We start from the raw sequence: 25,778 nt of genomic DNA on the forward strand, positions 1-25,778 counted from the left end.
CGCGGGGTCCTGCGCGGCGGGGGCCTGCGTCACGGCTACAGGGGCCTGCGCTGCGGGGGCCGGTACGGCTGGGGCCTGCGTCACGGGGGCCTGCGCCGGGAGGGTCGCGCCGCCGGTGGTGAGCAGCCGCTCGACGTATTTGGCGATCACGTCGACCTCCAGGTTGACGGGGTCGCCGGGCTGCTTCACGCCGAGGGTGGTCAGGGCGAGGGTGGTGGGGATCAGGCTGACGGTGAAGTGGTCGGCGCCCGCGTCGACGACGGTGAGGCTGATGCCGTCGACGGTGATGGAGCCCTTCTCGACCACGTACCGGGCCAGCTCGGCGGGCAGGGAGATCTTCACGATCTCCCAGTGCGGGGAGGGGGTGCGGGCGAGGAGCGTGCCCGTGCCGTCGACATGGCCCTGGACGATATGGCCGCCGAGGCGGGCGCCGACGGCGGTCGGGCGTTCCAGGTTGACGCGGGAGCCGACGGCCAGGGCGCCGAGGCTGGAGCGCTTGAGGGTCTCGGCCATGACATCGGCGGTGAACTCGTCACCCTCGTGGTCCACGACGGTGAGGCAGACGCCGTTGACGGCGATGGAGTCTCCGTGCCGGGCACCCTCGGTGACGACGGGGCCACGGAGCCGGAAGCGACAGGCGTCGTCGAGGTTCTCGACGGCGGTGATCTCGCCCAGCTCTTCGACGATTCCGGTGAACACTTCCCGGGTCCTCCTGCCTCTTCGGGCACGGACTCCGGGGGCTGTCGAGGACGACAGACTCTGCGCGCGAGAACACCGGCGGCGACGCCGGGGACGGCCCGTGGGAACCACGGACGGACCACTACGGCGGCGTACCGGAAAAACTCGCCCGCCGCGCACTGCCTCCCATCCGGACTTTAACCGTCGGTCCAGGAATTTCACCTGGTCAACCGGTCGCTGGAGGCGACCGGGTCGCGGACTGTAACCGCCGGTTCGGACTTTCACCGACCCCGGAGTGCGCTGCTGTTGTTACTCAGCCAGTGTGCCACGCCGCCGGGACATCCATACGGGCGAGCATTTGTGGGGTGACTCACAAGGTTGCTCACGGGGGGTGGCCGGGGGTGGCGGAGGGTTACCTGAAGGGAGACTCAAGGGCGGCTCAAGGGTGTCTGAAGGGGGTCCGAAGGGGCAGCGGGCGGACGCCGGGCGCGGGACCCTTCGTCCACGGCCCGACCTAGGTCCGGCCCCGGCCCGGCCCCGGTCCGCACAGGCTTCTCCCAGCCTTCGCCCACCCGGCGCCCGCATATGCGGCCCAACTCCCCTCCGAGCGGCCCTCGTTGCAATTGGTCCATACCTATTGACGCAATGGTCTAGTCCTCTTTACTGTCCTCGCAACTTCCGTGGAGAGGAACCGACTGTGCCTTCCCCCTCACGCATCCCGTCCCCCGGCCGTGCGAGACCCGCCCTGCTCGCCGCCGCCGGCGCGGTCGCGGGACTGCTGCTCGCCGGACTCCCGGCGAGCGTCTCGCACGCCGCCGACCAGGAGTCATGTCGCCCCGACGGGCTGTACCGCACCCCCGGCGTCGAGGTCCCCTACTGCTCGGTCTACGACACCGAGGGCCGCGAGAAGCTCGGCGCGGACCACCAGCGCCGGATCATCGGCTACTTCGCCAACTGGCGCACCGGCAAGGACGGCAGGCCCGCCTACCTCGCCAGCGACATCCCGTGGGACAAGATCACCCACATCAACTACGCCTTCGCGGGCATCGACTCGGCGAACAAGATCAGCATCGGCGCGGCCGGGGCGGACAACCCCAACACCGGGATCACCTTCCCCGGTGTCCCCGGTGCCGAGATGGACCCGGCCCTGCCCTACAAGGGCCACTTCAATCTGCTGACCAAGTTCAAGAAGCAGCACCCGGACGTCAAGACGCTGATCTCGGTGGGCGGCTGGGCCGACAGCGCCGGGTTCTACAAGACGACCACCAACGCCGACGGCTCGGTCAACCAGGCCGGTATCGACACCTTCGCCGACTCCGCGGTCGACTTCCTGCGCACCTACGGCTTCAACGGGCTCGACATCGACTACGAGTACCCGACCTCCATGAAGGACGCGGGCAACCCGGCCGACTGGACCGTGGCCAACGCCCTCCGGGCCGGGCTCGGCAAGAGCTACGCGGCGCTGATGAAGACCCTGCGCGAGAAGCTGGACCGCGCCTCGGCCGCCGACGGCAAGCACTATCTGCTCACCGTGGCCGCGCCCTCCTCCGGCTATCTGCTGCGCGGCATGGAGACCTTCCAGGTCCAGAAGTACCTGGACTACGTCAACATCATGTCGTACGACCTGCACGGGACCTGGAACGAGCATGTCGGGCCCAACGCCGCGCTCTACGACGACGGCAAGGACACCGAGCTGGCGGGGTCCGGGATCTACACCACGTCCCAGTACGGCGGGATCGGGTATCTGAACACCGACTGGGCGTACCACTACTTCCGCGGTTCGATGCCGGCCGGGCGGATCAACATCGGTGTGCCGACGTACACCCGGGGCTGGAAGAACGTCCAGGGCGGCACCGACGGACTGTGGGGCAAGGCGTCCGCGACCAGCTGCCCGGCGGGTTCGGGGCTGACCAAGTGCGGTGACGGCGCCGTCGGCATCGACAACGTCTGGCACGACAAGGACACCAATGGGCAGGAGGCGCCTGCCGGGTTCAACCCGATGTGGCACGCCAAGAACCTGGAGAAGGGGATCGTCCCCGACTACCTCACCCAGTTCGGCCTGCCCGCGGACACCAAGCTGACCGGCACCTATGTCCGCAAGTACGACCCGACGCTGGTCTCGCCGTGGCTGTGGAACGCCGAGAAGAAGGTCTTCATCTCCACCGAGGACGAGCAGTCCATCACCACCAAGACGGACTATGTGATCGACAAGGGCCTCGGCGGCACCATGATCTGGGAGCTGGCCGGCGACTACGACTGGAACGCCGCGAAGGGCCAGTACGAGCCGGGCGACTCGCTGATCACGCTGATGTACGACAAGTACAAGGCTGCCGCCCCCTACGGCGCCAAGAAGTCGAACATCGCGCTGCCGACGGAGGCCGTGAAGGTGGACGTCGACTTCGGGCAGTTCCCGCTGGGTGACACCAACTACCCGATCAGCCCCAAGCTGAAGATCACCAACAACACCACGGCGACCCTGCCGGGTGGTACGGAGTTCCAGTTCGACTACGCCTCCTCCGCGCCGGGCAACGCCAAGGACCAGTCCGGCTGGGGCACCACGATCGTGCGCAGCGACCACACCGCGGCGAACAACGTGGGCGGGCTGAAGGGCGACTTCCACCGGGTCTCGCTGAAGCTCCCGGCCTGGCAGACGCTGGCCCCCGGTGCCTCGGTGGAGCTGGACTTCGTCTACTACATGCCGGTGTCCACGCCCTCCAACTGGACGGTGACCTTCGGCGGCAAGACCTACGCCCTGGCCGGTGATCTGGCCCGCGGCACGACGGTGGTCGAGCCGGGCGGCGGCACGGGCGGCACCCCGAGCCCCACCCCGACGGGGCCGTGCGTCCCGGCGGCGTGGAGCGCGACGGCCGAGTACGGCACCGGCACGGTGGTGTCCCACAAGGGCAAGAGCTGGAAGGCCAAGTGGTGGACGAAGGGCGAGGAGCCCGGCACGACGGGTGAGTGGGGCGTCTGGCAGGACCAGGGCGCCTGCTGATCCCCTCCGGGGGGGCGGGGTGGGTTCCCTGGGGTGGGTTCCCTGCGGGCGGGTTCCCTGCGGGGCGGGTTCCCCGCAGGTGGGTTCCCCGCGGGGCGGGGTTTGGGGTGGCGGGTGGATTCCTTGCGGGGCGGTGCTGGGTCCAGGGCGGATCCCCTCCGGGGCGGTGCTGGGTCCGGGGTGGTTCCCCTCCGGGGGGACGCCGGGTCCGGGGTGGTTCCCCTCCGGGGGGCGCCGGGTCCGGGGGCGTTCTCTCTGCGGGGCGCGCTCCGGGTCCAGGGCGGATCCCCTCCGGGGGGACGCCAGGACCGGGAGGGAACCCCTCCGGGGTGATGCCGGGTCCGGGACGGATTCCCTGCGGGGGACGCCGGACGGGGCGCCGGGGCGGATTCCCTGCGGGGTTCGCCGGGACCGGGGTGTGGTGGGGCCGGTGATCCGGCCCGGCCCTCTCCGGGGCGCGGCGGGGGCGGGACTTCTCCGGTGCCGACCGCTTGAGGGGCGGGGCTGGGGAACGCGTTCGGCTCCGCCTCCTTGAGGGGCGGGGTGCGGGACCGGCCTCGGCTCCGCCGACCTTGACCGGCGGGGCCCGGGAGCGACTTGGGCTCCGCCTCCTCGACCGGCTGGGTCGGGGAGCGGCCTCGGCTCCGCCGTCTCAACTGGCGGGGCCTGGGAGCAATCTTCGGTCCCGCCACCCCGACCGGCGGGACCGGGGAACGTCCTCGGCCCTGCCACTCCGACCGGCTGGACCAGGGAGCATCCTCGGCCCTGCCACCCCAACCGGCCGGGCCTGGGAGCTCCACTCCGACCGGCTGGACCAGGGAGCATCCTCGGCCCTGCCACCCCGACCGGCCGGGCCTGGGAGCGTCCCCGGCCCACCACCCCGACCGGCGGGACCGGGCAGCGTCCACGGCTCCGCCACCTCGACCGGCAGGGCCGGGGGCATCCTCGGCCCGCCTCCTCGGCCGGCGGGCCGGGAGCACCTTCGGCCCTGCCACCTCAACCGGCGGGACCGGGGAACGTCCCCGGCCCTGCCACCCCGACCGGCCGGGCCAGGGAGCATCCCCGGCCCTGCCACCCCAACCCGCGGAGCCAGGAAACACCCCCGGTCCCGCCACCTCAACCGGCGGGACCGGGAAACGTCCTCGACTCCGCCACCCCAACCGGCGGAGCCCTGGCACACCTTCGGCCCCGCCACCCCAACCGGCGGGACCGGGAAACGTCCCCGGCCCGCCACCCCAACCCGCGGAGCCAGGAAACACCCCCGGCCCCGCCACCCCAACCGGCGGAGCCGCACGGCTTCGCCCCCCCCAGATCGGGCCCGGCGGCGGTGACGACGGCCCTTGCCCGCCGCCGGGTTCCCCCAATCCCTCTCCCCCGACGGCCCCCGGCCCCTCCCGGCTGGGGGCCGTTCTGTCATGGTTGGTCCATGGCGACCAGTGTCGAGACCTTCGAGAACCACCGGCCCCGGATGTTCGGACTGGCCTACCGGATGCTCGGCTCCGCCGACGAGGCGGAGGACATCGTCCAGGACGCCTATCTCCGTTTCAGCGGCGCCGACCGCGAGCGGATCGAGCACCCGGCGGCCTGGCTCGCCAAGGTCGTCACCAACCTCTGCCTCACCCGGCTGACCTCCGCCCGGGTCCGCCGTGAGCGATACGTCGGCACCTGGCTGCCGGAGCCGGTCGTCACCTCCGACGGCGCCCTCGGCCCCCTCGAATCCGCCGAGCAGCGCGACGCCGTCTCGCTGGCCGTGCTGGTCCTGCTGGAGCGGCTGACCCCGACCGAGCGGGCGGTGTACGTCCTGCGCGAGGCGTTCGGGTACGGGCACCGGGAGATCGCCGAAGTGCTCGATCTGACCGAGGCGAACTGCCGTCAGCTCTACCGCCGGGCCACCGGGCATCTCGCCGCCGAGGAGTCCCGGTTCCCGGCCGAGCCCGAGCGGCAGGCGGAACTCGTCGCCTCCTTCCTCACCGCCGCCCGGGACGGCGATCTCGCCGGGCTGGAGAAGGTGCTCGCCGAGGACGTCACCTGGTACGGCGACGGTGGTGGGAAGGCCGTCGCCGCTCCCCGGCCGATCGAGGGCCGGCTCAAGGTGGTCCGCTTTCTGCTCGGCGGTGGCCGGAAGTTCCTGGCCGATCTGCGCTACACGGTCGCCGAGATCAACGGCGGGACCGGTCTCGTCGCCTGGGCCGGGGACCAGGTCACGGCGGTCGCCGTGTTCGACGTCCACGACGGCCGGATCACCGATGTGCGGGCCGTGGTCAACCCGGACAAGCTGGACTTCGTACGGCGTCAGCTCGGCGGGGTCTGAACGGGGCGCGGCCGGCTGTCACATTCCGGGCGGCTGTCCGGTCCCCGTGGGGAGAGGGCGTCCCGGCCGGGGACGCGCGCTGTCCCGAAGGGGCTGAACAGCATGAGCACGATCCTGGTGACCGGCGGTACCGGAACTCTCGGCCGGCTCGTCGCCGAGCGCTTGCGGGCGGCCGGGCACGAGGTGCGGATCCTCAGCCGGCACGCCCAGCCGTACGCCGTCGATCTGCGCGAGGGCGGCGCCGGGCTGGACGCGGCCGTCGCCGGGGCAGACACGGTCGTGCACTGCGCGAGTTCGCCGCGCGGGGGTGACGAGAAGGCGGCGGAGCAGTTGATCGCCGCCGCACGGCGGGCCGGGGTCGGGCATCTGGTCTATATCTCCATCGTGGGTGTAGATGCCGTGCCGATCGGCTACTACCGGTCCAAGCTGGCGGTGGAGGGGCTGGTGGAGGGGTCGGGGCTGGGCTGGACGGTGCTGCGGGCCACGCAGTTCCACGATCTGGTGGCGCAACTCTGCGCGGTGCTGGCCAAGTCGCCGGTGATGCCGGTGCCGACGGGGGTGAACGATCAGCCGGTGGCGGTCGGGGAGGTCGCGGACCTGCTGGTGGAACTGGCCCTGGGTGCCCCCGCCGGGCGCGTCCCGGACCTCGGTGGCCCCGAGGTCCGCTCGTTCGAGTCCCTGGCGCTGGCCTACGCGCAGGCGGCGACCGGGAAGCGGCGGCGGGTGATCCGGGTCCCGCTCTTCGGACGCGCGTACCGGGCGCTGCGGGCCGGGGAGCAGCTGACGCGGGAGGGGGCGGTGGTGGGGAAGGGGACGTTCGAGGCGTACCTGGCGGAGCGGTTCGGGGGGTGAGGGGCCGGTGAGGGGCCGTCCGCGCGGAGGGCGGTGAGCCGACCGGGGCCAGCCAGGGGAACCAGGGAGTTTCGGCGGGCCGGGGGGGGAGGGGCGGGGCGCTACGAGCCGTTACGGCGCGAACACCTCCTCCTGCGCCCTGTCCCGCGCCGTCAGCAGCGCTCCCCTCAGGACCGCCGTGCCGCCCAGTGTCGTGGGGCGGACCTCGGTCGGGAGGGGGGACATGCGGTGCAGCCGGGTCTGGACGCGGGCGGCGAGGTCGGGGCCGCCCGCCGCGCCGATCTCGCCGCCCAGCACCACACAGCCGGGGTCCAGGACCGCCACCACCGAGGCCGCGCCGATGGTGACGCGGTCGGCGAGGGTGTCGAGGAAGGCGGCGGAGGGGGCGTGGGTGGCCGACCGGCCCGCCGCCAGCCGGACCAGGGACGCCGCCGCGGGCTCGCCGGGCAGCGGGTCCGGTGCCGGGAGGGCGTGTCCGGCCGCGAGGCGTTCGATCGCCGTCGAGCCCGCCAGGGAGTGGAAGCCGCCCTCGCAGTCCGTCGCCGAGGGCAGGCCGGAGGTGCCGGGGACGGGGAGGAAGCCGATCTCGCCGGTGCCGCCGGAGGCACCGCGGCGCAGGCGGCCGTCCAGGACGACGGCGGCGCCCGCGCCATGGCCCAGCCAGAGCAGGACGAAGGTGTCCCGGTCGTGGGCGGCGCCCTCGCGCTGTTCGGCGACCGCGGCGAGGTTGGTCTCGTTGTCGACGGTGACCCGGGCCTCCGGCATCCGCTCCTGGAGCGCGGCGACCAGCCGCCGGTGCCACTCGGGCAGGCCCTTGGAGTCACGCAGCTCGCCGGTGGCCGGGTCGATGAGGCCGGGGGCGCCGATGCCGACGGTGTGCAGCCGGTCGGCGCCCGCCTCCTCGGCAGTCCGCTCCACCAGGGCCACCGCCTGCTCCAGCGCCGGTCCGGTGCCCAGTTCACCGCCTATCGGCAGCGCCGACTCGGCCAGCACCGCGCCCAGCAGATCGGAGACGATCACGGAGATGCCCTCGGTGCGCACATCGAGCGCGGCGAGTTGGGCGAGCCCGGCGACGATGCCGTACAGCCGCGCGTTGGGGCCGCGGCGTTGTTCGCCGGCCTCGCCGACCACCTCGATCAGTCCGGCGGCGGTGAGCCGTTCCACCAGGTCGGCGACCGTGGGCCGGGACAGTCCGGTCAGCGTCTTGAGCTGACCGGCCGTCAGCGGGCCCTCGTCCTGGAGCAGACGCAGGGCGAGCCGGTCGTTGATGACCCGGGCGGTGCTCGGGGATGCGGGCATGCCGGGATCCTCCCAGACGGGCGGGGCCGCGCCGATCACGGCCTCCGGAATTCTCACTATCTATCAGGCAGGGACCCTGATAGTTTACGCCGGGCGTTCGGCACCGCCATGGCGGGGGTCGTTCGCGTACCTGTCCACGGACAGGGGACGGCAGAGGACAACGGGGAGGGTTCGACAGATGAGTGGGATGGCCGAACGGATCCATGATCCGCGCGCGGTGCGGCAGGCCCGCTTCGCGGTGGCCGCCGTATTTCTGGTGCACGGGTCGGTGACCGGCTCGTTCGCCACCCGGGTGCCGTGGATCCAGGACCACGCCGGGGTGAGCGCCGGTCAGCTGGGGCTGGCGCTGGCCTTCCCGGCGCTGGGCGCGTCGCTGATGATGCCGCTGGCGGGCCGGATCAGTCACCGGTTCGGCGCGAGGACGGCGCTGCGCGGGCTGCTGGCGCTGTGGACGCTGTCACTGATCCTGCCCTCGATGGCACCGAACCTGGCCACGCTGTGTCTGGCCCTGTTCGTGTTCGGCGGCACCTCGGGCATGGCGGACGTGACGATGAACGCGCTCGGCGTCGAGGTCGAGAACCGGCTGGGCCGCTCGATCATCTCGTCGCTGCACGGCATGTGGAGCGTGGGCGCGCTGCTGGGCTCGGCGGGCGGCACCCTGGCCGCGCATCTGGGCACGGACGCCCGGCTGCACCATGTGATCGCGGCCGGGGTGCTGACCGTGCTCGGGCTGATCGCCTGCACCTGGGTGCTGGATCTCCAGCCGACCGAGGACGAGGAGCCACCGGCGCGGTTCGCGCTGCCGCCGAAGTCGGCGGTGCTGATCGGCGCGGTCGGGTTCTGCGCGGTGTTCGCGGAGGGCGCCAGCCTGGACTGGTCGGCGGTCTATCTGGAGGACCAGCTCGGCACCTCGGCCGGACTCGCGGCGGCCTGCACCACCGGCTTCACCCTCACCATGGCCATCGCCCGGCTCGCCGGGGACAGGGTGGTCGACCGCTACGGCGCCGTCCGCACGGTCCGCTCCGGCGGGGTCCTGGCCGCGTTCGGCGGGCTGCTGATCGTGTTCGGCGGCCACCCGGCCGTCGCCATGGGCGGCTTCGCCCTGATGGGGCTCGGCATCGCGGTGGTCGTACCGCTGTGCTTCGCCGCCGCCGCGCGCAGCGGACCCAACCCGAGCCAGGCCATCGCGGGCGTCGCGACCATCACGTACACCTCGGGGCTGGTCGCGCCCAGCGCGATCGGCGGGCTGGCCCAGCTGACCAGTCTGGTGGTGTCGTTCGCGCTGGTGACGGTGCTGGCGAGCGGGCTGGCCGTGTTCGCCCGGGTACTGCGCTCGGGCGACCGGGAGCAGCCGAAGGCGACGGGGGCGAGCCCGGTGGTGAGCGAGCGGCAGGTGTAGCGCGTCCGCGCGGTACGGGTCCGTGGGCGGGTCTCCTCCGACGGTGGGGCTCCTTCGACGGCGGGGCTCCTTCGACGACGGGTCTCCTCTGACGGCGGGTCTCCTCCGACGGCGGGGCCGCACGCCGTAGCCGGGGCCGCACGCCTGGGCCGGTGCCCCACCCGGGCCGGTGCCCCACCCGGGCCGGTGCCCCACCCGGGCCGGTGCCCCGCCGGGCGGCGACGGCGGGCGGCGATGGCGGGCGGGCCCGGCGGCCGGGCGACGCGGGGATTCCGGCCGCCGTAGAGCCTTCCGCACCCGGCGTGGTTGTGGGAAGGGACGAACGAGTTCGGCAGGGTGATCCCCTCCGCGGTGGCCGCTGAGCAGCTCGGAGGCGGTCGAGCCGTCTTGGAAGCATCTCCGGCCCGACCTGATCGCACACCATCCGCACCCGCGCGCCACAACCACCCGTTGTGCTCCTAGGCTGTGGGCGTGGATCTCAACGCCGTACGCACCTTTGTCGCCGTGGCCGCGACCGGCCAGTTCCAGAAGGCCGCCGTGGATCTGGCGCTCACCCAGCAGGCCGTGTCCAAGCGGATCGCCGCGCTGGAGCGGGATCTCGGGGTGCGGCTGCTGACCCGGACCGCGCGGGGCGCCGAACTCACCGTGGACGGCCAGGCGTTCCTGCCGCACGCCCGTGCGCTGCTCACCGCCGAGGAGCGGGCGGCGGCGGCCGTGCGGCCCGGCAGCCGGGCGCTGCGCGTCGATGTGATCGGGCGGCGGCTGTCCCTGGCCGGGGCGCTGCGCGACTTCCATCGCGCCCACCCGGAGATCGCCCTGGACGTGGTGACCCTGCCCAGCGCCGAAGTGGCGGTGGCCGCGCTGCGGGACGGCACCCTCGACGCCACCTTCCGGGCGGTGACCATGCCGGGGCAGCGGCTGCCGGACGGCATCGCGGCCGTGCCGGTGCTGGACGAGCCGCTGCGGCTGTTCACCGGCCCCGGGCACGCCTTCGCGGGCGCGGACGCGGTGACCCCGGCCCAGCTCGCCGGGCACCGCATCTGGATGCCGGGCAACGCGCCCGGCACCGAATGGGCGGCCTACTACGAGGCCCTGGCGGACGACTTCGGGCTGACCATCGACACCATCGGCCCCAACTTCGGCGTCGAGGCGCTCATCGACACCATCGCGGACTCCACCACCCTCGCCACCTTCCTCTGCGAACGCACCCCGCTGGTCTGGCCGGCCGGCTACGACATGCGGCTGGTCCCGGTCCGCGACCCGATGCCGGTCTATCCGCACTTCCTCCTCTGGCACACCGGCAACCCCCACCCGGCCCTGGCCCCCCTCCGCACCTACCTCACCGGCCTCCAGCCGCACCGGGAGCGGGAGGAAGCGGGGACATGGCGGCCGGGGTGGGCGCGGGGCGCCGGTACGGCGACGGCGACGGCGACGGCGACGGCGACGGCGGGCTGAACGGCGCCGCCCGCCATCGGTGACCGGCCGTCAGACCCCGCCCGGCGCCACTCGGCCACCGCGACGAACCGGCGCACCCGAGCCAGCGTGGCCGAAACCACCCCCCACCACCCCCGACAATGATCCTGACCCGCACGCACGACGAAAGCGACAACCCCATGGATCTCGGCGTCCGCTGGAAACTGCACGGCGACGGACGCACCCCGGCACCCGGCGCGGTGGTCCGCCCCGACGAGCGGCTGTCGTGGCCGCGCACCGCCGGGCTCGGCGCCCAGCATGTGGTGGCGATGTTCGGGGCGTCTTTCGTGGCACCCGTGCTGATGGGCCTGGACCCCAACCTCGCCATCATGATGTCGGGTGTCGCCACGGTCGTCTTCCTGCTGGCGACGCGCGGGAAGGTGCCGAGCTACCTCGGCTGCTCGCTCTCCTTCGTCGGGGTCGCCGCGGTCATCCGGGCGCAGGGCGGCAGCAGTGCCACCGTCACCGGCGCGGTCTTCGTGGTGGGTGCGGCGCTGTTCCTGGTCGGGCTCGCCGTGCAGCGGTTCGGGGCCCGGATCATCCATGCCGCGATGCCGCCGATCGTGACCGGCGCGGTGGTGATGCTGATCGGCTTCAACCTGGCCCCGGTGACCGCGTCCACCTACTGGCCGCAGGACCAGTGGACGGCCCTGCTGGTGATGCTGTTCACCGGGCTCGCGGTGGTGTGTCTGCGCGGCTTCTGGTCCCGGATCGCGATCTTCCTGGGCCTGGTCTTCGGCTACGCGGTCTCCTGGCTGTTCGACCGGGTCTTCGGGCAGATCCACTCGGCGGACGGCAGCGGACAGATCACCGACCACTGGCGGCTGGACTTCTCCGCCGTGGGCCGGGCCGACTGGATCGGGCTGCCCTCCTTCCACGGCCCGTCCTTCGAGTGGTCGGCGATCCTGGTCGCCCTGCCGGTGGTGATCGCGCTGGTCGCGGAGAACGCGGGCCATGTGAAGGCGGTCGGCGAGATGACCGGCGACAACCTCGACGGCAAGCTCGGTACGGCGATCTCCGCCGACGGCGTCGGCTCGATGCTGTCCACCGCGCTGGGCGGCCCGCCCAACACCACCTACTCCGAGAACATCGGCGTGATGGCCGCGACCCGCGTCTACTCCACGGCCGCCTACTGGGCCGCCGCCGGTTTCGCGCTGCTGTTCGGGCTGTGCCCCAAGTTCGGCGCGGTCGTCGCCGCGATCCCGGGTGGCGTCCTCGGCGGCATCACCGTCATCCTCTACGGCATGATCGGGCTGCTCGGCGCGCAGATCTGGATCAACGCCAAGGTCGATCTGCGCAATCCGCTGAACCTGGTCCCGGCCGCCGCCGGGATCATCATCGGCGTCGGCAATGTCTCGCTGAAGATCAGCGACACCTTCTCCCTCAGCGGGATCGCGCTCGGCACCCTCGTCGTCATCACCGGGTACCACGCCCTGCGCGCCTTCGCCCCGGCCCACCTCAAGACCCAGGAACCCCTCCTGGACGAGGGCACCAGTTCCTACGACACCCCGGGCGACGACGACTCCCGGGGCCCGCGCGCCGGCTCATAGACGAACGACGGGCCGGATGGCTCCCGCCGCACACAGGTCACCGGTCACCGGGTTCACCGGCGACACGGCGGTCAGGCCCCGCGCGCCAAGTCATAGGCGTAGGACGGCGTGAACGTGCCCGGCGCCCCCTTGCAGCCGTCGGACTCGCCGGGGAGCTTCACCCACAGATAGGCGTCGATGCGGGCCTGCCCCGTGCGGAGCGTCGGCGCGGTGCCCAGCCTGCGCCCGGCCGGGTCGCACCACTGGCCGTCGGGCGGGGCCCCGTTGCCGTTGCGGCTGGTGTCGATGACCGCGCCGAGCCCGGCGGGGCCGTCGAGGGCGTCCAGGACCCGGCGGGTGTGGGCGATCTCGTCGGCCGTGCGGTGGAAGTTGGCGACGTTGCTGAAGATCCCGTCGGAGGACGCGGCGGAGGCGGCGCCCGCCTGTCGCAGCAGGGCGGCCTGGGCGGCGGGGTCGCGCCAGCCGGAGTGCCCGGCGTCGTAGTACACCCGGGTCTTCGCACCGGCGGCCTTGAGGACCCGGCCCGCGCGGGCCAGTGAGGCGAACCGGTCGGCGCGGTCGGCCCCGGAGAGACAGTCGGACAGCGCCACGGAGTCCGGTTCCAGGATCACCATCACCTCGCCCGCCCCCAGCCCGGCGGCGAAGGCGTCGATCCAGGCGTCGTAGGCGTCGAGGTCCGGGGCCCCGCCCTGGGAGTGCCCGCCGCAGTCGCGGTCCGGGACGGTGTACGGCACCAGCACCGGGACCCGGCCCTGGGCGGCGGCGCCGGAGGCGACCTCGCGGACCCGGTCGGTGATCGTGCCGAGGGCGGGGTCGGCGAACCAGACCGCCGCCGGGCGGGCCGCGATGGCGGACTCGATCAGGGGGGTGCGGGAGTCGTCCGGGTTGTCCCGCACCCAGTCGAGCACCTGGGAGCCGGGGTGGCGGTAGAGCCGGGGCGCGGCCGGGGCGGTCTGCTTCCCGGTGGCGGCCGGACGGCTCGGCGCGGGAGTCGCCCTCGGGGCGGTCGTCGCGGGCGTGGGCGAGGCGGAGGGAGCGGGAGAGCGGGAGGGCGGCGCCGGGGAGCGGGACGGCGAGGGTGAGGGTATGGAGGGCGCGGACGGCAGGGCGACGCGCGGGGTGCCGGTGACCTCGGCCGGTGCGGCCTCCTCGGGGCGGGGCGGCCGGGCGTCCCCGGCGGCCAGCAGCCCGGCCACCGTGCCGACGGTCACCACCACCGACGCCGCCACCACCATCGCGTTCCGCCCGGCCGCGCGCCTGCGCGCCGCCCGGCGGGCGGCCAGCCGCCGCGCCCGTGAGCCTGCCACCGTACGATCCCCCCTCGCCCCCGCCCCGACGGCACCGGCGCGGTCGCGGCTCACTCTCCCGCGACGGCCGCGTCCCCCGTTCTGGGGAAGCGGCCCACCGGCCGGTACCCGGGCCCGCCCAGGACTGGGACCCTGCCCCCATGGCGCAGCCGGAACACCTCACCCCGCCCCTGGGCTCCCCCGACGCCCGACCCGTCGACCGACCCGTCGACCTCTCCGCGGACACGGCCATGGACGCACCCACGGTCACACCCACGGACACGGCCATGGACACGGCCCTGGACACGGTCGTCGCGCGGATGCGGGTCCTGGACAAGACGCTGCCCCCGGGCGACGGGGTCGCCGTCTTCAACCGGGTCTATCTCGCCGTCACCGAGGCGGTGGACCAGCGGATCGACGCGGGCCGGTTCCCCGACCCGAGGGCGGCGATCACCCTGGACGTCCGGTTCGCCGAGCGGTACCTCACGGCGGTCGACGCGGTCGACGCCGCCGACCGGGACCGCCGTCCGCCCGCCTGCTGGCGTCCGCTGTTCCAGCTCCGCCGCCATCCCGGGGTACGCCCACTGCAGTTCGCGCTGGCCGGGATCAACGCGCACATCGGGCACGATCTGGCGCTCGCCGTCGTGGACGCCTGCCGTACGCTCGACTGCGCTCCGGGCGATCTGGAGGACGAGTTCGACCGCGTGGGCGATCTCCTCACCACGCTGGAGGAGCGGATCCGTGAGGATCTGATGCCGGGCCCCGATCTGCTCCAGCTCGCCGACCCGCTGACCCATCTGCTGAGCGCCTGGAGCCTGGAGCGGGCCCGGGAGGCCACCTGGTCGGCGGCCCGCGCGCTGTGGGCGCTGCGCCGACTGCCGGACGTGGCCGACGAGTTCACCGACCGGCTGGACGCGGCGGTGGGCTTCGCCGGACGGATGATGCTGACCCCGCTGCCCGGCTGAACCCCCCTCAGTCCTCGGGGAGTTCGACCGGCGCCAGCTTGTCGTAGCGGTCGCCGGGGCCGGGGTTGGTGGGGTCGGTGGCGCCGCCGAAGTGGTGCATGACGCCCCAGACCGCGTTCAGCGCGGTCTGCACCGCGCCCTCGGCCCAGCCCGCCGTCCAGGAGATGTCGTCACCGGCGAGGAACAGCCCCCGCCGGTCGGCGGGCAGCCGGTCCTGCATGAAGTGGGTGAACAGCCGCCGCTGGTAGCGGTAGTGGCCGGGCAGATTGGCCTTGAACGCGCCCATGAAATAGGGCTCGTTCTCCCAGGACACGGTGACCGGGTTGCCGATGATGTGGCGCCGGATGTCGACCTTGGGATAGATCTCCCCGAGCGACTTCAGCATCACCTCCATCCGCTCGTGCGCGGACAGCGGCAGCCACTTCAGACTGTCGTCGCACCAGGTGTACGACAGACAGATCACGGCCGGTTTGCCGGGTCCGTCGTCCAGCAGATAGGTGCCCCGGGTCATCCGGTCGGTCAGCGTCATCGACATGACGTCCCGGCCGGTCTCCTCGTCCTTGTCCAGCCAGAACGGCCGGTCGACGGGGACGAACAGCTTGCTGGACTCCATGTAGTGGGTGCGCTCGACGGCGGTCCAGTGGTCGATCGGGAACAGGGCGTCGTCGCAGTCGATCTTCGAGAGCAGCATCCAGGACTGGGCGGTGAAGACGGCCGCCGGGTAGGTGCGGATGTCGCCGTCGGCGTCGGTGACGGTGATCCGGTTCCCGGCGGTGCGGTGCAGCCGGGTGACGGCGGGCCGGGGCTCGCCGCCCTCGTGGAGGCCGGCCAGGGAGGTGCCGAGGGCCCAGTGGACGATCTTCTGCGGGGCCCGCTCCCACAGCCGCAGCGGCAGTTGCTGGGAGCCGCCGACGATGCCCCGGTGGTGGTCGTCGGCCTCGGTGTAGACGACCCTCAGGATCTCCAGGATGGAGTTGGGGAAGTCGGTGTCCCAGCCGCCGGTGCCGAAGCCGACCTGGCCGAAGATCTCGCGGTGCCGGAAGGAGCGGAAGGCGTCGGAGGCGCAGAGGAAGCCGTAGAAGGTCTCGTTGTCGAGGCGCTCGACCAGCCGGGACCAGATCTCCCGGATGCGCGGGACGTCCCGCTCGCGCAGGGCCCGGTTCATCGCGGAGAAGTCGGCGCCCTCCTCCAGGCAGCGGTTCCAGGCGTCGGCGACATCGCGGTAGACCTGCGGGAGGTCGGCGGCGGTCTCGGCGTAGTGGGACTCGCCCTTGAGGTCGACGACCGTCGACGGGGTGGCCTCGGCGAGCGGGTTGGGGAAGGGCCGGGTGGTCAGACCCACCATGTCGATGTAGTGCTGGAGGGCGGTGGAGGAGGGCGGGAAGCGCATCGCGCCCATCTCGGCGGTGAGCCCGTCGCTGCCGGTCCCCTCGAAGCCGACGGTCCGCAGCCGTCCGCCGATCTGGTCGGCCTCGTACACGACGGGCCTGAGGCCCATCTTCATCAGCTCGTACGCGGTGATGATCCCGGAGAGTCCGCCGCCGATGACGGCGACCTCGCTGCCGTGCTCGGTCGCCGGGATCTGCCCGAGCCCTGCCGGGTGCGCCAGGAAGTCGTCGTAGGCGTAGGGGAAGTCCGGGCCGAACATGGTGATCGGGCGCTGTTCGGGGGCGTCGGTGTGCTCGACGGCGTTGGGGACGGTGGACGTCATCGGGGACGGGACTCCTCGCGGGGCGGCTACCACCGGATGTTTCAGGCAGGGGTCGGCTGCCGCCGGGGGCTCAGGGTGGGTGTGGGGGCCACGTAAAACCGTAAAGGGGGTGGTCAGGGGTGGGCAAGGAGTGGCTGTTGCGTGTGGGGGCGAGGATTGTTGCGTGGGGGTGGGGTGGGGTGGTGATTTGTTGCGTGGGGGGGGCGTGGGGGGCTGATCGCGCGGTTCCGCCCCCGGAGGGGGTAGCGCTGGGAGTACCCCCAGCGCTCCTAAAAGACCCGGTCAGTGGACGTCGGGCGGGGCGGACGCCGTCACGACCGCCGCGTGGTCCGAGGGCCAGGTGTTTCCCTGGAAGCGCGGGCGGGGTGCCGGTGACCGGCGTCCGGGACGCCAGTGTGCGCAGGCCGCCTCGGTGGAGGACGTAGTGGATGCGGTCCTGCGGCTCGGGGGGGGGCCGGTGCCGTCCTCGTGGGCGGGGTGGATCGGGGACCAGGTGTGGCCGGGGGCGGTGGCCGGGGTGGGGTGGGGTGGGCGTCGCGGTAGGAGTCGGCCAGGCCCACCGCGTCGGCCGCCCGGGTCACGGACGGCCGGTCCAGATGCGAGGGGCTGTTGAAATAGCACCGCGCACCCGGCCGGTTCCATGCCCAGCGCCCGGCAGGCGCCGAGGCAGGTATCGGGGGCGGGCTTGCTGGGCGGGGTGTCGGCGACGGCGACGGCGAACCGGTCGGCGCCCAGCGCGTCCAGGACCGTACCGGCGACCGCCCAAGGGCCACCCGGTGGAGTGGCCCAACGACCGCCACCGCTCGGGCATGGTGAGCTTCAGCCTGCACAACTCGACAGGCAACAACGCCCCGACCCACACACCGGCCGGGTAGCGGGATCAGCTCAGCCCGTCGTCGGCGCCCCCGCCGAGAAGCGGCGCAGCAGCGGCGACAGCACCAGCACCGACTTGGTCCGCTCCACGAACGGCTCCCCCGCGATCCGCTCCAGCACCCGCTCGAAGTGCCGCATGTCCGAGGCGAACACCTGGGCGACGGCATCGGCGTCACCGGTGACGGTCGAGGCGGCCACCACCTCCTGGTACCGCTCCAGCCCCCGCTGGATGGTCTCCGGGGAGGTGTTGCTGCGGCAGTAGATCTCCACGAACCCCTCGGTCGCCCAGCCCAGCGCCGAAGGATCGACCCGCACGGTGAAGCCGGTGATGGCCCCGGTCGCCCGCAGCCGGTCCACCCGCCGCTTGACGGCGGGCGCGGACAGCCCGACCAGGTGCCCGATGTCCGCGAAGGAGCGCCGGGCGTCCTCGGCCAGGGCGTGCAGGATGCGTTCGTCGAGATCGTTGAGCACGGAGGAAGTAGAACACGGCCCAGGTCACGGTTCCGGTTCCGGTTCTGCTCCCGGCCCCGGCCCCGGTCCCGGAACCGTTCGGGTCGAGTGGGGTCAGGTCCCGTCAGGTCAGGTCAGCGACCGCGTGAGAAAGACACACGGGTCGGCGGACTCAACCGTCGTCCCGTCCCGCCCCCGGTACGTGCACCGGTCCACATAGGCGACCAGCGGCCGGTACCCGAGCCGCCCGTACAGCGCCGCCGCGCGCGGATTGTCGTCGCCGACCCCGAGCCCGACGGCGGTCAGCCCCCCGCTCCCGGACCGGGTCCTCGGCGCGGTGGATCAGCGCGGTGCCGATGCCGCGTGAGCGCAGTCCGTCCCGGACGCCCAGGCCGTTGATCTCCGGGCAGGTGACGGGTACCTCGGGCGCGGCGCAGCCCCGCCAGCGGATCTCGGCGTGTCCGGCGGGTTCGCCGTCGAGCCGGGCGACGAGGTAGGTGCTCTCCCCCGCCTGCTGCCGGGCGAACCGGGGGGCGTGGAAGGAGGGGGCGCCGGGGGAGCGGAGACACCAGTCCAGCGCCGGCAGGTCGGCGGCGCGGCAGACGGTGATCTCGACGCGGGGGCGGTGGCGGTGGCCGGGGACGCTGCTCTCGGGGGCGCGGTCCATAGCGGGCACGCTAGACCGCTCCGGTAGGCAGGCGCCCCGGGTTTTCCGGGCGCCCGGCCGCCCCGCCACCCCTCCCCCCGTCGTCAGCTCCAGCTGGCGTGCAGCGGCTTGCCCTCCGCGTAGCCGGCCGCGCTCTGGATGCCGACGATCGCCTTCTCGGCGAACTCCTCCAGGGAACCGGCACCGGCATAGGTGCAGGAGGAGCGGACGCCCGCGATGATCGAGTCGATCAGGTCCTCGACGCCGGGCCGGGCCGGGTCCAGATACATCCGGGAGGTGGAGATGCCCTCCTCGAACAGCGCCTTGCGGGCCCGGTCGTACGCCGACTCCTCCGAGGTCCGGTTGGCGACCGCCCGCGCGGAGGCCATCCCGAAGGACTCCTTGTAGAACCGCCCGCCCGAGTCCTGCTGAAGGTCGCCCGGCGACTCGTACGTCCCCGCGAACCAGGAGCCGACCATCACATTGGACGCGCCCGCGGCCAGCGCCATGGCGACATCGCGCGGGTGGCGCACCCCGCCGTCGGCCCAGACGTGCTTGCCGTACTTGCGGGCCTCGGCGGCGCACTCCAGGACGGCCGAGAACTGCGGCCGGCCCACCCCGGTCATCATCCGGGTGGTGCACATCGCGCCGGGCCCGACCCCGACCTTGATGATGTCGGCCCCGGCGTCGATCAGATCCTTCACGCCCTCCGCCGACACGATGTTCCCGGCGACGAGCGGCACCGTCGGGTCCAGATCGCGGACCAGCTTGACCGCGCTGATCATCGACTCCTGGTGGCCGTGCGCGGTGTCGATGACCAGGGTGTCCACGCCCGCGTCGAGCAGTTGCCGGGCCTTGCCCGCCACATCGCCGTTGATCCCGACGGCGGCGGCGATCCGCAGCCGCCCGCCGGCGTCGACGGCCGGGGTGTAGAGCGTGGCGCGCAGGGCGCCGGTGCGGGTGAGGATGCCGGCGAGCCTGCCGTCGGCGTCCACGGCGGGGGCGTAGCGGCGGTTGGCGCCGTCCAGCCGGTTGAACGCCTCGCGGGGATCGATGTCCGCGTCGAGCAGCACCAGGTCCTTGGACATGACGACTTCGAGCTGGGTGAACCGGTCGACCCCGGTCAGATCCCGGTCGGTGACCACACCGATGGGCCGCCGCTCCGCGTCGACCACGACACCCGCGTTGTGCGCCCGCTTGGGCAGCAGGGCGAGCGCGTCGGCGACGGTCTGGTGCGGGGCGAGCACGATCGGGGTGTCCAGCACCAGATGCCGGCCCTTGACCCAGCCCACGACCTCGGCGACCACATCGATCGGGATGTCCTGCGGCAGCACCACGAGGCCGCCCCGCCGCGCCATCGTCTCGGCCATCCGCCGCCCGGCGATGGCGGTCATATTGGCGACGACCAGCGGGATCGTGGTGCCCGTGCCGTCCGGGGAGCTGAGGTCCACGGCCTGCCGGGAGCCCACGGCGGAGCGGCTCGGCACCATGAAGACATCGTCGTACGTCAGGTCGTACGAGGGCCGGGTGTCATTGAGGAAACGCACGTGCTGCACATCCCAGTAGTTCGGCGGCGGCCCCCGGACAGGACAGCCAGGGGGAGGAGCACGTACTTCATTGTCCCATGCCGCCCGGAACACCCGCCCCGGTCGTTTCATCCATGCTGGTCAGAGAGGGTTTAGGAGGTTTCTCCAAGCGAGGGCCCGCCGCCAAGCCTCAGGAGTTCCCGCCGAGCGCCAGCGCGATGGTCAGCCCGGTGGTCGCGCGCATGGCGTCCCCGAACACCTCCCGCGCGGTCTCCCAGTCCGCGGGCCGTGCCCCGGCGTACGGCCGCCAGTTCCGTACGACGATCACCCGGCCCCGTTCCACCGCCTCGCGCGGCCACAGATCGTGGTCGGCGAGGCTCTCGGCCAGCGCGTCCCAGTTGCGGCCGAACCAGTCGGGCAGGTCGAGCGCCCGCGCGCAGCGGTCCATCAGCCCGGCCTTGTCGACCACCCCGTCGAGATCGAGGCTGACCACGATCTCCGTCATGTCCGCACCGCCTCCGCCCCGCGTCACCTCGGCACCGCCCGGAACGAGTCGTCGTGATCATCGGTGAAGTGGCGCTCACCGACCGGGGTGGGTGAGCGGGCGGGCGGAGGTGGGACGGGCCGCGGCATGTGTCCCACGCTGCCACGGCCGCCCCCTCATGACCCGCGGTCAGGGTCCGTCCGGGTCCGCGCGGTTCAGCGCGGAGGGCGGCGGTCCGCCCGCCGTCATCAGAAAGTCCGCCGCGGAGGTGTCCGTGACCAGGCTGGTGACCAGGCCCGAACGGAGCACGGCGTCGATCGCCGCCGCCTTGCGCTGGCCGCCGGCGATGGCGACCACCTCCGGCACCCGGCGCAGCTGGTCCGCCTTGACGGTGATGCACCGCTCCCCCAGGTCCCGCCCGACCCGGCGGCCCTCGGAGTCGAAGAGATGCGCGGCCATCTCGGCGGCGACACCGAGCGAGGCGTAGTGCGAGCGCTCCTCGTCGCTGAGCATGTCGTGCACGGTGGAGATGCCCGGCTCCCAGGAACCGATCGACACACAGGCCACGGTGACCTTGTCGAAGTACTCGAACGCGCGGGCGATCCCGGTCTGGTGGCGCAGCGCCTCCGCGGTCGCCGCGTCCGGCAGCAGCATCGGCGCGTAGATCGGGTGGGCGTCGCCCCCGGACACCTGGGCGGCCCGGCGCACGGCCTCCACCGAGCCGCGCTCGGAGGTCCCGGCGTCGTACACACCGGTCAGCTGCACCACCGTGCACGGGGGGAGTTTGTCGAGGGCGGCGGCCATGTGGATCGTGGACCGGCCCCAGGCCAGGCCCAGCACATCGCCCTCGTTGACCAGTTCACCGAGCAGGTCCGCGGCCACCTCGCCGAGGTTCTCCGGGTCGGGGGTCTCCTCGGCCTCGGCCGGGGACTCGACCACCACGGCGTGCCGCAGACCGTAGCGGGCGCGCAGCGCGTCGGAGCGCTCGGCGTCCAGCTCGGCGGGGACTCGGATCTCGATCCGTACGAGATCCCGTTCCAGGGCGGTCTCCAGGACCCGGGCCACCTTGAAGCGGCTGACGCCGAACTCCTCCGCGATCTGGATCTTCGATTTGCCCTCTAGGTAGAAGCGGCGGGCCATGGCCGCCGCCTGGACCAGCTCAGCGGGTCCCATCCGCGCGGCTGACCGGCCCGCCGACATACCCGACACGGCGATCTCCTCACTGCTGTTCACATTCTGGATTCACCGTTCATCCTCGCAGATCCGGCGGAGTTGATCAGCCCTGATGAGAGGCGTTCACGTTCCCTTGGCCGGGTGTCTGCCCGCTGGGGCAGTGGCCGGACCGGGCCTGAGCGTAGGAGGCACGCGGGTGGTCCACCCACTGCCGCCCAGGTGGACGGGGATACCGGTGCCGGTGGTCCACCGGCACCGGGCGCGGCGTGGCGGAGGGTTCCGCTACGCCCCGTGCTGATGCGTGCACGCCCAGGATGCCTTGGCGGTGGCCGACTCGGCCTGGGCGCGCAGCGCGCGGACGGCTTCCGCCGGGTCGGAGGCCCCGTAGACCGCCGAACCGGCGACGAAGACATCCGCGCCCGCGTCGGCGCACCGCTCGATCGTGTCCGCCGAGACGCCGCCGTCGACCTGGAGCCAGAGTTCAAGTCCATGTCTGGCGATCAGCTCACGGGTACGGCGGATCTTCGGCAGCATGATGTCGAGGAACGCCTGCCCGCCGAAACCCGGCTCAACCGTCATCACGAGCAGCATGTCCAGCTCGGGCAGCAGATCCTCGTACGGTTCGATGGGCGTGGCGGGCTTGAGCGCCATGGCGGCGCGGGCACCCTTGGCGCGGATCTCGCGGGCGAGCCGTACGGGCGCGGCGGCGGCCTCGACGTGGAATGTGACGGAGGAGGCCCCGGCCTCAACGTACTGGGGGGCCCAGCGGTCCGGGGCCTCGATCATCAGATGCAGGTCCAGCGGGGTGTCCGTGGCCTTGGCGAGCGATTCCACGACCGGGACGCCGAGGGTCAGGTTGGGCACGAAGTGGTTGTCCATGACGTCGACATGGAGCCAGTCGGCGCCGTCGACGGCCCTGGCCTCGTCGGCGAGCCGGGCGAAGTCGGCGGACAGGATGCTGGGGCTGATCTGAACGGGCATGGGGCCTAGCGTGCCATGTGGGGGGACCGGGGGGTGGGGGGTGGTCGCGGTTGGGGGTGATGTGCGGGGTGGGGGGTGGCTGGGCGCGCCGTTCCCCGCGCCCCTGAGGGGGGTGGCGGGGGATCGTGGTCGGGTGCGGGTGGGTGGGGGTTGAGCGCGCAGTTCCCCGCGCCCCTTGGCGGCGTGGGAGTGCGGGGGCGTTGGAGGGTGTGCGCGGGGATGGGCCGGGGCGGGTGCGGGTCGGTGGGGGTTGAGCGCGCAGTTCCCCGCGCCCCCTGGCGGCGTGGGGGTGCCGGGGGGGTTTCAGGCTGTGCGGCGGAGGAGGGCCAGGTACATGGCGTCCGTGCCGTGGAGGTGGGGCCAGAGTTGGAGGTCGGGGCCCTCGCCGAGGTGGGGGACGCCGGGGAGGAGGGGGCGGGCGTCGATCAGATCGGCGTTCGGGAACTGCTTGAGGAGGTCCGAGACCACCGCCCGGGTCTCCGCGAGGTGCGGGGAGCAGGTGGCGTAGCCGACGACACCGCCGACCCGCACGGACTCCAGGGCGGTCCGCAGCAGACCCCGCTGGAGGGGGGCGAAGCCGTCGAGGTCGTCGGGGCGGCGCCGCCAGCGGGCCTCGGGGCGGCGGCGCAGGGCGCCGAGCCCGGTGCAGGGCACGTCCATCAGGACCCGGTCGAAGCTGCCGGGCCGCCACGGCGGACGGGTGCCGTCGGCGGTGATCACCTGGTAGGGGCCGGGGTTGCCGTGCAGCGCGCGGGCCACCAGCCCCGCCCGGTGCGGCTGCCGCTCGGCGGCCAGCAGCGTCGCGCCCCGCCCGGCGGCCACGGCGGCGAGCAGCGCGGCCTTGCCGCCGGGTCCGGCACAGCCGTCCAGCCAGGTCCGGTCGGGACCCTCCAGCGGCGCGTTGGCGAGGGCCAGCGCGACCAACTGGCTGCCCTCGTCCTGCACCCCGGCCCGCCCCTCGCGCACGGCGTCCACCGCACCCGGCTCGCCGCCCTCGGCCAGCCGTACCGCGTACGGCGACCAGCGCCCCGGTACGGCCGCCTCCTCACCGAGCAGCTCCTCCGTCGTGGACCGCCCGGGACGGGCGACCAGGGTCACCTCGGGCCGCTCATTGTCGGCGGCGAGCAGTTCCTCGATCCCGGCGCGGCCCCCGCCGAGCGAGTCCCACAGCGCCGAGACCACCCAGCGCGGGTGGGAGTGGACGACGGCGAGATGGTCCTCGGGGTCGTCGTCATAGGGCGGCGCGACCCGCTCCAGCCAGCCGTCCAGATCGTGCTGGGTGATCTTGCGGAGCACGGCGTTCACGAACTTGGCCCGGCCGTCGCCGAGCACCACCCGGGCCAGCTCCACGGTCGCGGACACCGCCGCGTGCGGGGGGATCCGGGTGCCCAGGAGCTGGTGCGCGCCGAGGCTGAGCACATCCAGCACCGGCGGGTCCACCTCGCGCAGCGGCCGGTCGACACAGGCGGCGATGATCGCGTCGTAGGTCCCCTGGCGCCGCAGTGTGCCGTACACCAGCTCCGTCGCCAGCGCCGCGTCCCGCCCGTCGAAGCCGTCCTTCTCGCGCGCCTTGCGCAGCAGCGGCGGCAGGACGAGGTTGGCGTACGCGTCCCGCTCGTCCACCGCGCGCAGCGCGTCGAAGGCGAGGATGCGGACGGGGTCCTTCTTGGGACGGCGGTAGGGCTTGCCGGATTTGCCCGGCCGACGTGCGGTGTCGCTCACGAAAAGGTGCTCCGGAGATGTCCGTCGATCAGTTCCTGATCGGTGCATACGGTGTCCACTCAGCGTACGTCGCGGTACGCCGCGCCCGCGCCCCCGCCCGCACGTGCCCGTCTACGCGCCCAGCAGACGGCCGTCGGCGTCGCGCACCCCGCGGGCCCAGTCCGCCGCCCGCATCGGCTTCTTCCCCTGGGCCTGCACCCACAGCAGTTCCACGGCGTGCGACCCGGTGCCGACGTGGACATGGTTCTTCCCGACCGCGAGCCGCCCCGGTTCGAGATCCTTGATCTCGGGCGCGAGCGCGACCTGGATCAGCTTCAGCCGCTCGCCCCGGAACACGGTCCAGGCGCCGGGCGCGGGCGTACAGCCCCGCACCACCCGGTCCACGCGCAGCGCGGGCGCCGCCCAGTCGATGTGGGCGTCCTCGACGGTGATCTTCGGCGCGAGCGAGACCCCGTCACCGGGCTGCGGTACGGCGGTCAGGGTGTCGTCCTCGATGCCGTCCATGGTCGCGGCCAGCAGCCCCGCCCCGGCGAAGGCGAGCCGGGTGAGCAGGTCGCCGCTGGTGTCGGTGGGGCGGACGGCCTCGGTGACCGTGCCGTACACCGGACCGGAGTCGAGCCCCTCCTCGATCAGGAAGGTGGAGGCACCGGTGATCTCGTCGCCCGCCATGACGGAGTGCTGCACGGGGGCGGCGCCGCGCCAGGCGGGCAGCAGGGAGAAGTGCAGATTGACCCAGCCGTGCGCGGGCACGTCGAGCGCGACGCGCGGCAGCAGGGCGCCGTAGGCGACGACGGGGCAGCAGTCGGGGGCGATGGCCCGCAGCCGCTCCAGGAAGTCGGCGTCGCGCGGCTTGGCCGGCTTCAGCACCTCGATACCGGCCTCCTCCGCCCGCTCGGCCACCGGAGAGGCGACCAGCCTGCGGCCCCGCCCGGCGGGCGCGTCGGGCCGCGTGACGACGGCGGCCACCTCGTGCCGCCCGGAGGCGATCAGGGCGTCCAGCGCGGGAACGGCGACTTCGGGGGTACCGGCGAAGACCAGCTTCATGGGTGGGATCGGGCCTCTCGGGCGAGAACGAACACGACCGCGCGCCCCGTCTCAGGGGCGGGCAGCGCACCAGTCTATGGGGCGACCGGGCGGCACGCCGGAGGGGCGGGGGCCGGGGTGGCGGGGGTGGCGGGGGGCACGGGGGAACCGAAGGGCCTGAGGGCCGGGGCATGACGGAGGGGTGTTCTCAGGGGCGAGCGGGGAGCGCGGCTCCGGAGGGCGGAGGGCGGTGACCGGAGAGCGGAGGGCGGTGACCGGAGAGCGGAGGGCGGTGGCCGGAGCGCGGAGGGCGGTGGCCGGAGGGCGGTGGCCGGAGGGCAGAGGGCAGAGGGCGGTGGCCGGAAGCCGGAGCGCGGTGGC

18 protein-coding genes, 1 pseudogene and 1 riboswitch are annotated in these 25,778 nt (G+C 73.3%); of the genes and pseudogenes, 7 read left to right on the forward strand and 12 right to left on the reverse strand.

Annotated elements, in window-relative coordinates:
- Positions 1 to 120: 120 nt before the first annotated feature.
- A pseudogene (locus ABZX40_RS00315) lies at positions 121 to 699 on the reverse strand (riboflavin synthase); the annotation flags it as partial.
- A 151-nt stretch (positions 700 to 850) separates the two neighbouring features.
- A riboswitch (FMN riboswitch) is annotated at positions 851 to 981 on the reverse strand.
- Between the two features lie 412 nt (positions 982 to 1,393).
- On the opposite strand from ABZX40_RS00315, the gene ABZX40_RS00320 reads away from it, so the two are divergent.
- The 3 genes from ABZX40_RS00320 (at position 1,394) to ABZX40_RS00330 (ending at position 6,836) form a co-directional block, all read left to right on the forward strand.
- The gene (locus ABZX40_RS00320) at positions 1,394 to 3,673 is read left to right on the forward strand and encodes a glycosyl hydrolase family 18 protein (RefSeq protein ID WP_355733359.1); all 2,280 of its coding nucleotides are present in this window, start codon (positions 1,394 to 1,396) and stop codon (positions 3,671 to 3,673) included.
- Positions 3,674 to 5,099: 1,426 nt separating this feature from the next.
- A complete protein-coding gene (locus ABZX40_RS00325; protein ID WP_355733190.1) occupies positions 5,100 to 5,984 on the forward strand; it encodes an RNA polymerase sigma-70 factor in 885 nt (294 codons plus the stop codon).
- A 102-nt stretch (positions 5,985 to 6,086) separates the two neighbouring features.
- Positions 6,087 to 6,836, forward strand: coding sequence for an NAD(P)H-binding protein (locus ABZX40_RS00330; RefSeq protein ID WP_355733187.1), 750 nt, complete (start codon positions 6,087 to 6,089; stop codon positions 6,834 to 6,836).
- 111 nt (positions 6,837 to 6,947) lie between these two features.
- Here ABZX40_RS00330 and ABZX40_RS00335 read toward each other — a convergent pair whose 3' ends face one another.
- Positions 6,948 to 8,135 carry an ROK family transcriptional regulator gene (locus tag ABZX40_RS00335; protein ID WP_355733184.1) on the reverse strand — a complete coding sequence of 396 codons (1,188 nt, stop codon included), beginning with the start codon at positions 8,133 to 8,135 and terminating at the stop codon, positions 6,948 to 6,950.
- A 187-nt stretch (positions 8,136 to 8,322) separates the two neighbouring features.
- On the opposite strand from ABZX40_RS00335, the gene ABZX40_RS00340 reads away from it, so the two are divergent.
- The 3 genes from ABZX40_RS00340 (at position 8,323) to ABZX40_RS00350 (ending at position 12,557) form a co-directional block, all read left to right on the forward strand.
- Complete coding sequence (locus ABZX40_RS00340; protein WP_355733357.1) at positions 8,323 to 9,534, forward strand: MFS transporter; 1,212 nt, start codon at positions 8,323 to 8,325, stop codon at positions 9,532 to 9,534.
- Between the two features lie 471 nt (positions 9,535 to 10,005).
- Positions 10,006 to 10,989, forward strand: a complete 984-nt coding sequence (locus ABZX40_RS00345; RefSeq protein WP_355733182.1) for a LysR family transcriptional regulator — start codon at positions 10,006 to 10,008, stop codon at positions 10,987 to 10,989.
- Positions 10,990 to 11,147: 158 nt separating this feature from the next.
- The gene (locus tag ABZX40_RS00350) at positions 11,148 to 12,557 is read left to right on the forward strand and encodes a solute carrier family 23 protein (protein WP_355733354.1); all 1,410 of its coding nucleotides are present in this window, start codon (positions 11,148 to 11,150) and stop codon (positions 12,555 to 12,557) included.
- 71 nt (positions 12,558 to 12,628) lie between these two features.
- Here the strand turns inward: ABZX40_RS00350 and ABZX40_RS00355 are convergent, their stop codons facing one another.
- Entirely contained in the window at positions 12,629 to 13,792 is a 1,164-nt protein-coding gene (locus ABZX40_RS00355; RefSeq protein ID WP_355733351.1) for a glycoside hydrolase family 6 protein, read from the reverse strand.
- A gap of 338 nt (positions 13,793 to 14,130) precedes the next feature.
- Between ABZX40_RS00355 and ABZX40_RS00360 the strand changes: the two genes are divergently transcribed.
- Positions 14,131 to 14,808, forward strand: coding sequence for a DUF5995 family protein (locus ABZX40_RS00360; RefSeq protein WP_355733348.1), 678 nt, complete (start codon positions 14,131 to 14,133; stop codon positions 14,806 to 14,808).
- Between the two features lie 7 nt (positions 14,809 to 14,815).
- Here ABZX40_RS00360 and ABZX40_RS00365 read toward each other — a convergent pair whose 3' ends face one another.
- From ABZX40_RS00365 to fmt, 9 genes are all read right to left on the reverse strand, one after another.
- Positions 14,816 to 16,519, reverse strand: coding sequence for an NAD(P)/FAD-dependent oxidoreductase (locus ABZX40_RS00365; protein WP_355733179.1), 1,704 nt, complete (start codon positions 16,517 to 16,519; stop codon positions 14,816 to 14,818).
- Positions 16,520 to 17,404: 885 nt separating this feature from the next.
- Entirely contained in the window at positions 17,405 to 17,863 is a 459-nt protein-coding gene (locus ABZX40_RS00370; RefSeq protein WP_355733177.1) for an Lrp/AsnC family transcriptional regulator, read from the reverse strand.
- Between the two features lie 151 nt (positions 17,864 to 18,014).
- Positions 18,015 to 18,509: a GNAT family N-acetyltransferase gene (locus tag ABZX40_RS00375; RefSeq protein ID WP_355733174.1), complete on the reverse strand. Its 495-nt coding sequence runs from the start codon at positions 18,507 to 18,509 to the stop codon at positions 18,015 to 18,017.
- Between the two features lie 83 nt (positions 18,510 to 18,592).
- Positions 18,593 to 20,035 carry a GuaB1 family IMP dehydrogenase-related protein gene (locus ABZX40_RS00380; RefSeq protein ID WP_355733172.1) on the reverse strand — a complete coding sequence of 481 codons (1,443 nt, stop codon included), beginning with the start codon at positions 20,033 to 20,035 and terminating at the stop codon, positions 18,593 to 18,595.
- Between the two features lie 169 nt (positions 20,036 to 20,204).
- Positions 20,205 to 20,519, reverse strand: a complete 315-nt coding sequence (locus tag ABZX40_RS00385) for a barstar family protein (RefSeq protein ID WP_355733170.1) — start codon at positions 20,517 to 20,519, stop codon at positions 20,205 to 20,207.
- Positions 20,520 to 20,687: 168 nt separating this feature from the next.
- Entirely contained in the window at positions 20,688 to 21,731 is a 1,044-nt protein-coding gene (locus ABZX40_RS00390) for a sugar-binding domain-containing protein (RefSeq protein WP_355733167.1), read from the reverse strand.
- Between the two features lie 222 nt (positions 21,732 to 21,953).
- Positions 21,954 to 22,652 carry a ribulose-phosphate 3-epimerase gene (rpe, locus tag ABZX40_RS00395; RefSeq protein ID WP_355733164.1) on the reverse strand — a complete coding sequence of 233 codons (699 nt, stop codon included), beginning with the start codon at positions 22,650 to 22,652 and terminating at the stop codon, positions 21,954 to 21,956.
- Between the two features lie 303 nt (positions 22,653 to 22,955).
- Positions 22,956 to 24,374, reverse strand: coding sequence for a transcription antitermination factor NusB (locus ABZX40_RS00400; protein ID WP_355733161.1), 1,419 nt, complete (start codon positions 24,372 to 24,374; stop codon positions 22,956 to 22,958).
- 111 nt (positions 24,375 to 24,485) lie between these two features.
- A complete protein-coding gene (gene fmt / locus ABZX40_RS00405; RefSeq protein ID WP_355733159.1) occupies positions 24,486 to 25,418 on the reverse strand; it encodes a methionyl-tRNA formyltransferase in 933 nt (310 codons plus the stop codon).
- Between the last annotated feature and the right edge of the window lie 360 nt (positions 25,419 to 25,778).

Origin of the sequence: Streptomyces sp. NPDC004610 (assembly GCF_040609715.1) — a bacterium.
Lineage (GTDB): Bacteria > Actinomycetota > Actinomycetes > Streptomycetales > Streptomycetaceae > Streptomyces.

Coding starts and splice junctions, on each gene's coding strand:
- ABZX40_RS00335 (WP_355733184.1), bottom strand. CDS start 8,135: ATGCCCGCATCCCCGAGCACCGCCCGGGTCATCAACGACCGGCTCGCC.
- ABZX40_RS00340 (WP_355733357.1), top strand. CDS start 8,323: ATGGCCGAACGGATCCATGATCCGCGCGCGGTGCGGCAGGCCCGCTTC.
- rpe (WP_355733164.1), bottom strand. CDS start 22,652: ATGCCCGTTCAGATCAGCCCCAGCATCCTGTCCGCCGACTTCGCCCGG.
- ABZX40_RS00330 (WP_355733187.1), top strand. CDS start 6,087: ATGAGCACGATCCTGGTGACCGGCGGTACCGGAACTCTCGGCCGGCTC.
- ABZX40_RS00375 (WP_355733174.1), bottom strand. CDS start 18,509: ATGGACCGCGCCCCCGAGAGCAGCGTCCCCGGCCACCGCCACCGCCCC.
- ABZX40_RS00365 (WP_355733179.1), bottom strand. CDS start 16,519: ATGACGTCCACCGTCCCCAACGCCGTCGAGCACACCGACGCCCCCGAA.
- ABZX40_RS00325 (WP_355733190.1), top strand. CDS start 5,100: ATGGCGACCAGTGTCGAGACCTTCGAGAACCACCGGCCCCGGATGTTC.
- ABZX40_RS00350 (WP_355733354.1), top strand. CDS start 11,148: ATGGATCTCGGCGTCCGCTGGAAACTGCACGGCGACGGACGCACCCCG.
- ABZX40_RS00385 (WP_355733170.1), bottom strand. CDS start 20,519: ATGACGGAGATCGTGGTCAGCCTCGATCTCGACGGGGTGGTCGACAAG.
- ABZX40_RS00360 (WP_355733348.1), top strand. CDS start 14,131: ATGGACACGGCCCTGGACACGGTCGTCGCGCGGATGCGGGTCCTGGAC.
- ABZX40_RS00355 (WP_355733351.1), bottom strand. CDS start 13,792: ATGGTGGTGGCGGCGTCGGTGGTGGTGACCGTCGGCACGGTGGCCGGG.
- fmt (WP_355733159.1), bottom strand. CDS start 25,418: ATGAAGCTGGTCTTCGCCGGTACCCCCGAAGTCGCCGTTCCCGCGCTG.